Annotated in this window: 6 protein-coding genes; 5 read left to right on the top strand and 1 reads right to left on the bottom strand. The window is 65.6% G+C overall.

Annotation, left to right across the window (positions count from 1 at the left end):
* Both FJ546_RS22690 and FJ546_RS22685 read left to right on the top strand, forming a co-directional pair.
* A complete protein-coding gene (locus FJ546_RS22690) occupies nucleotides 1-1182 on the top strand; it encodes a serine hydrolase (RefSeq protein WP_140891377.1) in 1182 nt (393 codons plus the stop codon).
* A gap of 129 nt (nucleotides 1183-1311) precedes the next feature.
* Entirely contained in the window at nucleotides 1312-3636 is a 2325-nt protein-coding gene (locus FJ546_RS22685) for a Tex family protein (protein WP_140891376.1), read from the top strand.
* On the opposite strand, the gene FJ546_RS22680 is transcribed toward FJ546_RS22685, so the two are convergent.
* A complete protein-coding gene (locus FJ546_RS22680) occupies nucleotides 3637-4548 on the bottom strand; it encodes a LysR family transcriptional regulator (RefSeq protein WP_140891375.1) in 912 nt (303 codons plus the stop codon).
* Nucleotides 4549-4650: 102 nt separating this feature from the next.
* On the opposite strand from FJ546_RS22680, the gene FJ546_RS22675 reads away from it, so the two are divergent.
* The 3 genes from FJ546_RS22675 to FJ546_RS22665 all read left to right on the top strand — a co-directional run bounded on the left by FJ546_RS22675 (nucleotide 4651) and on the right by FJ546_RS22665 (nucleotide 11749).
* Nucleotides 4651-5847 (top strand): acyl-CoA dehydrogenase, encoded by a 1197-nt coding sequence (locus tag FJ546_RS22675; RefSeq protein WP_140891374.1) that lies wholly within the window; start codon nucleotides 4651-4653, stop codon nucleotides 5845-5847.
* A gap of 124 nt (nucleotides 5848-5971) precedes the next feature.
* Nucleotides 5972-9331: a transglutaminase family protein gene (locus FJ546_RS22670; protein WP_140891373.1), complete on the top strand. Its 3360-nt coding sequence runs from the start codon at nucleotides 5972-5974 to the stop codon at nucleotides 9329-9331.
* A gap of 6 nt (nucleotides 9332-9337) precedes the next feature.
* Nucleotides 9338-11749 carry a circularly permuted type 2 ATP-grasp protein gene (locus tag FJ546_RS22665; RefSeq protein ID WP_140891372.1) on the top strand — a complete coding sequence of 804 codons (2412 nt, stop codon included), beginning with the start codon at nucleotides 9338-9340 and terminating at the stop codon, nucleotides 11747-11749.

Below are 11749 nucleotides of genomic sequence, written 5' to 3'. Positions count from 1 at the left end.
ATGACCGGCAAGACCGCGTTCGAGATTCGCCACGGCTTCCGCCGCAATGAGGTGCTGCTTTCCAACTGGCGCGAAAGCCCGTTCAACCGATGGTCGTTCCAGAACCTTGGCGAACTGGTGCCCACGGCGCGCGTGGCCGCGGCATCGGCTGGTGCCGAGGCGCCGGCGAAGGATTTCGGTGGTTTGCTCGGCGAAAAGGTTTCGCTGGCCAGCGCGCCGGAGACGGTCGCCGAATTCCTCATACGCTCCAGCACCGACGCGCTGACGGTGATGAAAGGCGGCAAGGTGATCGGCGACTGGTTCGCGCCGCAGATGGAATTCGGCGCCCGCCACATCGTCTTCTCGATCAGCAAGTCGGTGACCGCGATTATTGCCGGCATATTGGAAGGCGAGGGGGTGTTCGATCCGAAAGCGCCGGTCACGACCTACATTCCGGAAGCCGCCGGCTCGGCCTATGGCGATGCGAGCACACGGCATGTGCTCGACATGAGCGTCAGCCTCGATTTCGAAGAGGCCTATCTCGATCCGGAAAGCGCCTTTGCCCGCTACCGCCGCGCCACGCTGTGGAATCCGGGTGGCGGCACGGAAAGCCTGCGCGAATTCATCCTGACCCTGCAGCGGCTTGCCGAGCCGCATGGCCGGACTTTTCGCTACCGCTCACCCAATTCCGACCTGCTCGGCCTGCTGCTGGAGCGCGCATCGGGCCAGCGCTTCAGCGACCTGATGCGCGAGAAATTGTGGCTCCCGCTTGGCGCTGTCAGCGAAGCCTCGATCGGCGTCGACATGGAGGGCACGGCCCGCACCGCCGGCGGCATTTCGGTGACGCCGCGCGACCTGGCGCGCATTGGCGAGATGATGCGGCAAGGCGGCACCGCCAATGGCCGCCGCATCGTGACGGAGGCCTGGGTGCGCGACACGGTCAGCACCGGCGGCAGTGCGGAAGCCTGGCAGCGTGGCACCATGCTGCCGCTGTTCCCGCAAGGCCGCTACCGCAACAAATGGTATCAGTCAGGCAAGCCGAACGGCGCCTATTGCGGCATCGGCATTCATGGCCAATGGCTCTATGTCGATCCCAGGACCGAGGTCGTCATCGCCAAGATGTCGTCGCAGCCGGTGCCGGTCGACGATCCGCTTGATCTCGAAATCGTCGCCTTCTTCGAGGCGCTGACCCAACTGGTCTGACCCGTCGGTCGCGGCCTCGTTGCCGCATGCTTTCCTGTGGACCGCCCGCGACGGTTGAAAACGTCGCGGTTGGCGAGACAGGCGTCTGCGCCTATGGTCGCCGCTCTTTTTGATGAGAGCAGGAACGACATGGCATCCGACACCAAGCGCATCGCAGCCATCATCGCGGCCGAGATCAAGGCGCGGCCCGAACAGGCGGCGGCGGCGATCGAACTGCTCGACGAGGGTGCGACCGTGCCGTTCGTAGCGCGTTATCGCAAGGAGGTGACCGGCGGGCTGGACGACACGCAACTGCGCGACCTTGCCGAGCGGCTCGCCTATCTGCGCGAGCTCGACGCCCGCCGCGACACCATCCTCGGTTCGATCCGCGAGCAGGGCAAGCTGACCGAGGAACTGGAAACCAAGATCGCGGCGGCGGCCACAAAGGCGGAACTCGAAGACATCTATCTGCCCTACAAGCCGAAACGCCGCACCAAGGCCGAGATCGCCCGCGAGCGTGGGCTGGGACCGCTGGCCGAGGCCATCCTTGCCAACCGTTCGCTCGTGCCCGCCGAACTGGCGCTCGCCTATGTCACCGAGGAAGTGGCCGACGCCAAGGCAGCCCTTGAAGGCGCGCGCGACATCCTGTCGGAGCAGTTCGCCGAGAATGCCGATCTGGTCGGCAAACTGCGCACCTACATGAAGGACCGCGCCTTCATGCGCGCCCGGGTGGTCGACGGCAAGCAGGAGGCGGGCGCCAAATTCTCGGACTATTTCGACCATGTCGAGCGCTGGGCAAACGTGCCGAGCCATCGCGCGCTGGCCATGCTGCGCGGCCGCAACGAAGAGGTGCTGTCGCTCGACATCGAGGTCGATGCCGACGACGCGTCGCCGGTGAAACCGGTCGAACGGATGATCGCCAACGCTTATGCTATCGGCGCCAGCCTGCCCGGTGACCGCTGGCTGATGGAGGTTGCCGGCTGGACCTGGCGCATCAAGCTTTCGCTGCACCTGACGCTCGATCTGATGCGCGATCTGCGCGAGCGGGCCGAGGAAGAGGCGATCCATGTCTTCGCCCGCAATCTGAAGGATCTGCTTCTGGCCGCACCCGCCGGTTCGCGGCCGACGATGGGGCTCGACCCCGGCATCCGCACCGGCGTCAAGGTGGCCGTGGTCGACGGCACCGGCAAGCTGGTGGCGACGACGACGGTCTATCCGTTCCCGCCGAAGAACGATGTGCGCGGCACGCAGGCCGAACTCGCCAAGCTCATCCGCTTGCACAAGGTCGAGCTGATTTCGATCGGCAACGGCACCGGCAGCCGCGAGACGGAAAAGCTGGTGGCGGACATGCTGTCCGACATGCCTTCCGACGGCGGGCCGAAGCCGCTCAAGGTGATCGTCAGCGAAGCGGGCGCTTCGGTCTATTCGGCATCGGCGACGGCGGCCGCCGAATTTCCCGGCCTCGACGTTTCGTTGCGCGGCGCGGTGTCGATCGCGCGGCGCCTGCAGGATCCGCTGGCCGAGCTGGTCAAGATCGAACCCAAGTCGATCGGCGTCGGCCAGTACCAGCACGATGTCGACCAGTACCGGCTCGGCCGCTCGCTGGAGGCGGTGGTCGAGGACGCGGTCAACGCGGTCGGCGTCGATCTCAACACCGCCTCGGCGCCATTGCTGGCGCGGGTTTCGGGCCTCGGCGCATCGGTCGCCGACGCCATCGTCGCGCATCGCGATGCGACCGGCCCCTTCGCCAGCCGGAAAGATCTCCTCAAGGTGCCACGGCTTGGACCGCGCGCGTTCGAACAATCCGCCGGCTTCCTGCGCATCGCCAATGGCAGCGAGCCGCTCGACGCCTCGTCGGTGCATCCGGAAGCCTATGGCGTGGCCAAGAAGATCGTCGCCGCCTGCGGTCGCGATGTGCGCTCGCTGATGGGCGACAGCGTCGCGCTCAAGGCACTCGACCCACGCGTCTTCGTCGACGAGCGTTTCGGCCTGCCGACGGTGCGCGACATTCTGGCGGAGCTGGAAAAGCCCGGCCGCGACCCGCGTCCCGGCTTCAAGACGGCGACCTTCGCCGACGGCGTCGACGACATCAAGGACCTCAAACCCGGAATGCTGCTGGAGGGTACCGTGACCAATGTCGCGGCCTTCGGCGCCTTCGTCGATATCGGCGTCCATCAGGACGGGCTGGTGCATGTCTCGCAACTGGCCGACCGTTTCATCAAGGACGCGCATGAAGTGGTCAAGGCCGGCGATGTGGTCAAGGTGCGCGTCGTCGACGTCGACATCAAGCGCAAGCGCATCGCGCTCTCCATGCGCAAGGACGGCGGTGAGGGTGGTGCGCCGCGTGGTGGGCCGCGCGACAATGGCGGCGGCAGGCCGGCGCCGCGCTCGCCGGCGCCGCAACGCCAGCCGGAACGGCCGGCCCAGCAAGGGGCCTTCGGTGCGGCGCTGGCCGATGCGCTGAAGCGGAAGTAGCTACCAGGCCAGAACAGCCGGCTCCTTCTCAACCTGCTCCAGCAGCCAGTCCCGAAAGCTGGCCGCCGGGGGATGGTCGCGTTTGTCGTGCGGGACGACGAGGTAATAGGCGCTGCGGCTTTGCATGGGTTGGCCGGGCGCCGGCACCAACTGGCCGCGCTGCAATTCGCCCGCGATGAGGAGCAGCGGCAACAGCGCGACACCAAGCCCCGCCATACAGGCCTGGGCGGCGGTGCCGAACTGTTCGAACTGCATGCCGGGTCCGGCCGGCGCGTTCAGGCCCTGATGCTCGAACCATTCGGTCCAGGCGCCGGGGCGCGTCGCCATGTGCAGCAGCGGCAGGCGGCCGATATCGGCCGGCGTGGCGATGGCACGGCCGGCGAGGAATTCGGGCGACGCCACCGGCGCCACGGTTTCGCGCACCAGCAGCGTCGAATCGGCCTCCGGCCAGTCCGGCAGGCCGTAATGGATGGCGGCGTCCAACCTCTCCCTGGCGAAGTCGAAGCGGCCGACGCGGGTGACGAAGTTGATGGTGATGTCGGGATTGTTCGCGACGAAATCCGGGATCATCGGCATCAGCCAGCGCGTGCCGAAGGTCGGCAAAATGGCGAGGTTCAAGATGCCACTATGCCGATTGCTCATCAGTCCAAGGGCTGCGTCGCGCAACTGGCCGAGGGCTGAACGCACCGCTTCGGCGTAGATTTCGCCTGCCGTCGACAGCCGGACATTGCGGCTGTCGCGCTCGAACAGCCGGCGCCCGAACTGGTCTTCCAGCAGCCTGATCTGCCGGCTGACCGCGCCCTGGGTCAGGTCCAGCTCCTGGGCAGCGGCAGTAAAAGACCCAAGCCGGGCCACCGCCTCGAAGGCGGCGAGGGCGCTGATGTTGGGCAAAAGACGACGCTGGACACTCATGATCCATTCCTAACGCTCATTGATCCGTGAAGCAATTTCGTTTGATTTTTTAAGACCACGGGCCGATAAGCCAGGCTTCACCCGTTTGAGGATCGACAAGCCATGGCCGCCGACAAGAATGCATTCGTCTGGGAAGACCCGTTCCTGATCGAGGACCAGCTTTCGGAAGAAGAGCGCATGGTGCGCGACGGCGCGGCGGCCTTCGCCGCCGACAAGCTCGCCCCGCGCATCGAGGATGCCTATCTCAATGAAAAGACGGATGCCGGCATCTTTCGCGAGATGGGCGAGGCCGGCCTGCTCGGCATTACCATCCCGGAAGAGTATGGCGGCCTCGGCGCCAATTATGTGACCTACGGGCTGGTCGCGCGGGAAGTCGAACGCGTCGATTCCGGCTATCGCTCGATGATGTCGGTGCAGTCGTCGCTGGTGATGTATCCGATCCACGCCTATGGCTCCGAAGAGCAGCGCAAGAAGTACTTGCCCAAGCTCGCCAGCGGCGAGTGGATCGGCTGTTTCGGCCTGACCGAGCCGGATGCCGGCTCCGACCCCGGCGGCATGAAGACCCGCGCCGAAAAGACCGCCAGCGGCTACAAGCTCTCCGGTTCCAAAATGTGGATCTCCAATGCACCGATCGCAGACGTCTTCGTCGTCTGGGCCAAGCTGAAGGGCGAGACGGGCAAGGACGAGATCCGCGGCTTCGTGCTGGAAAGGGGCATGAAGGGGCTGTCGGCGCCGAAGATCGGCGGCAAGCTGTCGCTGCGCGCGTCGATCACCGGTGAAGTGGTGATGGAAGGTGTCGAGGTCGGCGAGGACGCGCTGCTGCCCAACGCCAAGGGCCTTGGCGGCCCGTTCGACTGTCTCAACCGGGCTCGCTACGGCATCTCCTGGGGCTCGATGGGTGCGGCGGAAGATTGCTGGCAGCGCGCACGCCAGTATGGTCTCGACCGCAAGCAGTTCGGCAAGCCGCTGGCCGGCACGCAGCTGTACCAGAAGAAGCTCGCCGACATGCAGACCGAGATCGCGCTTGGGCTGCAGGCATCCTTGCGCGTCGGGCGGCTGCTCGATGCAGGCAAGATGGCACCGGAGATGATCTCGATCGTCAAGCGCAACAATTGCGGCAAGGCGCTCGACATTGCCCGCCAGGCCCGCGACATGCATGGCGGCAACGGCATCCAGATCGGCTACCACGTCATGCGCCACGCGCAGAATTTGGAGACGGTCAACACCTATGAGGGCACGCATGACGTGCACGCGCTGATCCTGGGACGGGCGCAGACCGGGATACAGGCGTTCTTCTAAGCCGTGCCTTAAGCCGGCTTCGGCTGCTTAAATTAGGTGCACCGCAACATCTGTGCTTGGAGAATGGCCAGCAGATGTGCCAGGGTTCGGCGAATTCGTTTGAAACGCCGATCTCCGGGGCCCCATGGCAATTCTGGCAGCCGTCTACCACCTGACCCACTATAAATACGACCGGCCGGCGGTTCTCGGGCCCCAAATCATCAGGCTTCAGCCGGCGCCGCATTCCCGCACCAAGGTGTTGAGCCATTCGCTCAAGGTCGAGCCGGCCAACCACTTCGTCAATCTGCAGCAGGATCCCTACGGCAACTTCCTCGCCCGTTTCGTCTTTCCCGAGCCAGTGACGGAACTGAAGATCGAGGTCGACCTCGTCGCCGACATGACGGTCTACAATCCGTTCGACTTCTTCGTCGAACCGTCGGCGGAGGCGTTCCCGTTCGAATATCCGGAAGAGATCAGGGATGATCTCGCCATCTATCGCATACCTGAGCCGGCGGGGCCGCTGCTTTCGGCCTTCCTGAGAACCATCGACACCAGCGCGAAAAACACCGTCAATTTCCTCGTCGACCTCAATGCGCGGCTGCAGCGCGAGATCGCCTATATCGTGCGCATGGAGACCGGCGTCTTCTCGCCGGAGGAAACGCTGGCCGCCGGCAAGGGCTCGTGCCGGGATTCGAGCTGGCTCTTGGTGCAGATCCTGCGCAATCTCGGCATCGCCGCGCGTTTCGTCTCGGGCTATCTGATCCAGCTGAAGCCCGATCTCGTCACGCTGGACGGGCCGGCCGGCACATCGGTCGATTTCACCGACCTGCATGCCTGGTGCGAGGTCTATCTTCCCGGCGCCGGCTGGATCGGCTTCGACCCGACCTCGGGTCTCCTCACCGGCGAGAGCCATGTGCCGCTTGCCGCCACGCCGCATTTCCGCAATGCCGCGCCGATTTCCGGCATGGCGAGCTTTGCCAATGTCGAGTTCGGCTTCGACATGCGGGTCGACCGCATTGCCGAGCATCCGCGCATCACCAAGCCGTTCTCCGACGAAAGCTGGCAGGCGCTCGATGCGCTCGGCAACAAGGTCGATGCGACACTTGCGGCAGGCGACGTGCGGCTGACGATGGGCGGCGAGCCGACCTTCGTGTCGATCGACGATTTCGAGTCCGCCGAATGGAACACCGCCGCCGTCGGTCCGACCAAGCGCGAAAAGGCCGATGCGCTGATCCGCAGGCTGCGCGAGCGCTTCGCACCGGGAGGCTTCCTCCACTACGGCCAGGGCAAATGGTATCCGGGCGAAAGCCTGCCGCGCTGGACCTTCTCGCTCTACTGGCGTGCCGATGGCCAGCCGGTGTGGAGCGATCCGTCGCTGATCGCGCGGGAGAAAAGCGAAGCCAAGGTTGGCCCGCAGCAGGCCGAAAGCCTGCTGACGGCGATCGCCGGCGAGCTCGGCATCGACAAGGCCATGGTCAGCGAAGCCTATGAGGATCCAGCCGAATGGCTGCTCAAGGAAGGCAAGCTGCCGGAGAATGTCGATCCGTCCAATTCGAAGCTCGAGGACCCGGAAGAGCGCAGCCGCATGGCAAGAGTGTTCGAGCGCGGACTGACCAAACCGTCGGGCTATGTGCTGCCGGTGCAGCGCTGGAACAGCCAGGCTTCGGGACCGCGCTGGCGTTCGGAGAAATGGAAGACGCGGCGCGGCCGGCTGTTCCTGGTGCCGGGCGATTCACCGGTCGGCTACCGCTTGCCCTTGGGCACGCTGCCCTATGTGCCTCCGGCACAATTCCCCTACATCGTGCCGGTCGACCCGTCACTGCCGCGCGGCCCGCTGCCGGCGCGCGAAGCGATCCTGCCCACGGCGGCGCCGGCCGAGCTTGAAGGCGCCGACGAAATGGCGCGCCGCCAGCCGGCGGCGTCGTTCGCCGCCGCGACCGGTCAGCAGGACCGGGTCGAACAGGAGATCACCGAGATCGGCGGCGCCGTGCGCACCGCACTTTCGGTCGAACCGCGCGACGGAAGGCTGTGCGTGTTCATGCCGCCGGTCGAGGCGCTGGAGGATTATCTCGAACTGGTCGCCGCCGCCGAGAATGCGGCGCGTGCCATCGGTCTGCCCGTGCATATAGAGGGTTATGGGCCGCCGCATGACCCGCGCCTCAACGTCATCCGTGTGGCGCCGGACCCCGGCGTCATCGAGGTCAACATCCATCCGGCTTCCAACTGGCAGGACTGCGTGGCGACGACCACGGCGATCTATGAGGAAGCGCGGCTGACGCGGCTTGGCGCCGACAAGTTCATGATCGACGGCCGTCACACCGGCACAGGCGGCGGCAACCATGTCGTCGTCGGCGGTGCGACGCCCAATGACAGCCCGTTCCTGCGCCGGCCCGATCTGTTGAAGAGCCTGGTGCTGCAATGGCAGCGGCATCCGTCGCTGTCCTATCTGTTCTCAGGCCTGTTCATCGGCCCGACCAGCCAGGCGCCGCGTTTCGACGAGGCGCGTCACGATTCGCTGTACGAACTTGAAATCGCCATGGCGCAGGTGCCGCATCCGGACCAAGGCGCGGCACCCTTGCCGTGGCTGGTCGACCGGCTGTTCCGCAATTTGTTGACCGACGTTACCGGCAACACGCACCGCTCGGAAATCTGCATCGACAAGCTGTTCTCGCCGGATGGCCCGACAGGGCGGCTGGGACTGGTCGAATTCCGCGGCTTCGAGATGCCGCCCAATGCGCGCATGAGCCTGGCGCAGCAACTGCTTGTCAGGGCGATCATTGCCCGTGCGTGGAAGAACCCGCTCGATGGCCGCTTCGTACGCTGGGGCACTTCCCTGCACGACCGTTTCATGCTGCCGCATCATGTCTGGGCGGATTTCCTCGACGTGCTGGACGACCTCAAGCTCAATGGCTTCGAGTTCCGTCCCGAATGGTTCGATGCGCAGCTCGAATTCCGGTTCCCGTTCTGCGGCGAGGTTCAGCATGCCGGCATCAAGCTGGAGCTGCGGCAGGCGCTGGAGCCATGGCATGTCATGGGCGAACAGGGCGCGATCGGCGGCACCGTGCGCTTCGTCGACTCCTCGGTCGAGCGGTTGCAGGTCAAGACGGAAGGCCTCAATCCGGAACGCCATGCCATCGTCTGCAACGGACGCATCGTGCCGATGAAGGTGACGGATAACCGCGAGGTCGCGGTGGCCGGCGTGCGCTTCAAGGCCTGGCAACCGGCTTCGGGCCTGCATCCGGCGCTTCCGGTCAACACGCCGCTGGTGTTCGATATCTATGACCGCTGGTCGGGAAGGGCGGTGGGCGGCTGCGTCTACCATGTCGCGCATCCCGGCGGCCGCAATTACGACACCTTCCCGGTCAACGGCAACGAGGCGGAAGCGCGGCGGCTCGCCCGCTTCGAGCCGCGCGGCCATACACCATCGGCCTATGTGCTGCGCGAGGAACAACCGGCGGAGGATTTCCCGATGACCCTTGACCTCAGGCGACCGGCAAGACTCTGATCAGCGATGGCAAAGGGGAATCACAAAAGGATACGCGGCAAGCCGCAGATCCATAGCCTGCTGGAGCACTACCAGCCCATCGACGGCGTCGTCGACGAGATGGTCGACGCCGCAGGCAATCCCCGTCCGGTCTGGAAGCATTTCATCGAGGCGCTCGACGATCTTGGCGCCGAGAAGCTCGGCCAGCGTTTTGCCCGCGCCGACCAGTATCTGCGCGATGCCGGCGTCTACTACCGCGTGTATGACAAGGCCGGCGCCAATGAGCGCGAATGGCCGCTGGCGCATGTGCCGCTGCTTATCGAAGACAGCGAATGGGCCGCGATCAGCGCCGGTCTCGTGCAGCGGGCCGAACTGTTCGAGGAAACCATCGCCGATATCTATGGGCGCAACCGGCTGATCGAAAAAGGCATCCTGCCTGCGGGATTGATCGCGTCCAGTCCCGAATATTTGCGGCCTGTCGTCGGTACGACGCCGGCCGGCGGCCATTACCTGCATATCTGTGCCTTCGAGCTTGGCCGTGGGCCTGACGGCCAGTGGTGGGTGCTGGGCGACCGTACGCAGGCGCCGTCAGGCGCAGGCTTCGCCCTGGAGAACCGCGTCGCCACGACGCGCGCGCTGTCCGACATCTATGGCGAGATGCATGTGCATCGGCTCGCCGGCTTCTTTCGCCGTTTCCGCGATGCGCTGATCGGCATGGCCAGGGAAAGCGACGGCCGCGTCGCCATTTTGACGCCGGGGCCACTCAACGAAACCTACTACGAACACGCCTATATCGCCCGCTATCTCGGCATCATGCTGCTCGAAGGCGAGGACCTGACCGTTTCAGGCGGCAAGCTGATGGTGCGCACCGTTTCCGGCTTGATGCCGATCAGCGTGTTGTGGCGGCGTCTCGACGCGGCTTTTGCCGATCCGCTCGAATTGCGGTCGGATTCGCAGATCGGCACGCCGGGGCTGGTCGAGGCGATCCGCCAAGGGGCGGTGGCCACCGTCAATGCGCTCGGCTCGGGCCTGATGGAAACGCGGGCGCTGCTCGCCTTCCTGCCCAAGATCGCACGCGAATTGCGTGGCGAGGAGCTGCTCTTGCCGAGCGTCGCGACATGGTGGTGCGGGCAGGCGACCGAACGCGCCCATGTGCTTGCAAATATCGACCGCATGGTGGTCGGCCCGGCGCTGTCGACGAGACTTGCCTTCGAGGATGATGGCCAGACCACGCTCGGTTCGGCGCTGTCGGCAGGCGAACGGGCCGAGCTGGTGGCGCGTATCGAACGCGATGGCGGCGCCTTCGTCGGCCAGGAAGCTGTGACGCTGTCGACCACACCGGTCTTTGTCGGCGGCTGGCTGGAGCCGCGGCCGGCGAGCCTGCGCGTCTACCTGGCGCGCACGCCCGATGGCTGGACGGTGATGCCGGGCGGGTTCGCCCGCGTCGGCCTGTCGCTCGACCCAACGGCGATCGCCATGCAGCACGGCGGCCAGGCGGCCGACGTCTGGGTGGTCAGCGACAGGCCCGTCGAGCGCGAGACGCTGCTGCCGCAGGAGGGTGACAGCTTCACCCGCACCAGGCCGGGCAGCCTGCCAAGCCGCGCCGCGGAAAACCTGACCTGGCTCGGCCGCTATATCGAGCGTTCGGAAGACACGGTGCGCATCCTGCGCGCCTATCATGTGCGGCTGGCCGAGACATCCGATCCGGACATGCCGCTGCTGGCCGACATCAGGGACTATCTCGAACCGTTCGGCATCGACGTCGAGACGGCGATCCCGTCGGGGCTGATCGGCACGCTCGACAGCGCGGTCTACAGCGCGGGCCAGATCCGCGACCGGTTTTCTCCCGATGGCTGGCTGGCACTCAAGGACCTGTCGAAGACCATCCACCAGTTCGCGACGACAGTGGCGCCGGGCGATGACGCGACGCGGGCCATGACGGTGATCCTGCGCAAGCTCGCCGGTTTCTCCGGCCTGCTGCATGAGAACATGTACCGTTTCGCCGGCTGGCGGTTCCTTGAGATCGGCCGGCGGCTGGAACGCGGCATCCAGATCGCCCGGACGCTGTCCCGGCTGACCAGTCCCAACGCGCCGGACGGCGCGCTCGACATGATGCTGGAGATCGGCGACAGCGTCATGACCCATCGCCGGCAATATCCGGTGCAGGCCGGCCGGCGCACGGTGATCGATCTTCTGGCGCTCGACCCGCTCAACCCTCGCTCGATCCTGTTCCAGTTGGAAAGGCTGAAGGCCGAGATCGGCCTGTTGCCGTCGGTCGGCGGCGAGGGGCACATGTCGCCGGCGGCGAAGGAGATCCTGCAGCTCAACACGGCCATAGCCATCAAGGAGCCTTCGGACATGACGGCAAAGGCGCTGGACGAACTCGCCTATGAAATCGGCGGTCTCTACAACAGCCTCGCCAAAGCCTATTTCGGCTAG

This window comes from Mesorhizobium sp. B2-4-19, from assembly GCF_006441315.1.
Lineage (GTDB): Bacteria > Pseudomonadota > Alphaproteobacteria > Rhizobiales > Rhizobiaceae > Mesorhizobium.
This window is presented reverse-complemented; position numbering and strand designations above follow the sequence as displayed.

Coding starts and splice junctions, on each gene's coding strand:
- FJ546_RS22690 (WP_140891377.1), top strand. CDS start 1: ATGACCGGCAAGACCGCGTTCGAGATTCGCCACGGCTTCCGCCGCAAT.
- FJ546_RS22670 (WP_140891373.1), top strand. CDS start 5,972: ATGGCAATTCTGGCAGCCGTCTACCACCTGACCCACTATAAATACGAC.
- FJ546_RS22665 (WP_140891372.1), top strand. CDS start 9,338: ATGGCAAAGGGGAATCACAAAAGGATACGCGGCAAGCCGCAGATCCAT.
- FJ546_RS22685 (WP_140891376.1), top strand. CDS start 1,312: ATGGCATCCGACACCAAGCGCATCGCAGCCATCATCGCGGCCGAGATC.
- FJ546_RS22675 (WP_140891374.1), top strand. CDS start 4,651: ATGGCCGCCGACAAGAATGCATTCGTCTGGGAAGACCCGTTCCTGATC.
- FJ546_RS22680 (WP_140891375.1), bottom strand. CDS start 4,548: ATGAGTGTCCAGCGTCGTCTTTTGCCCAACATCAGCGCCCTCGCCGCC.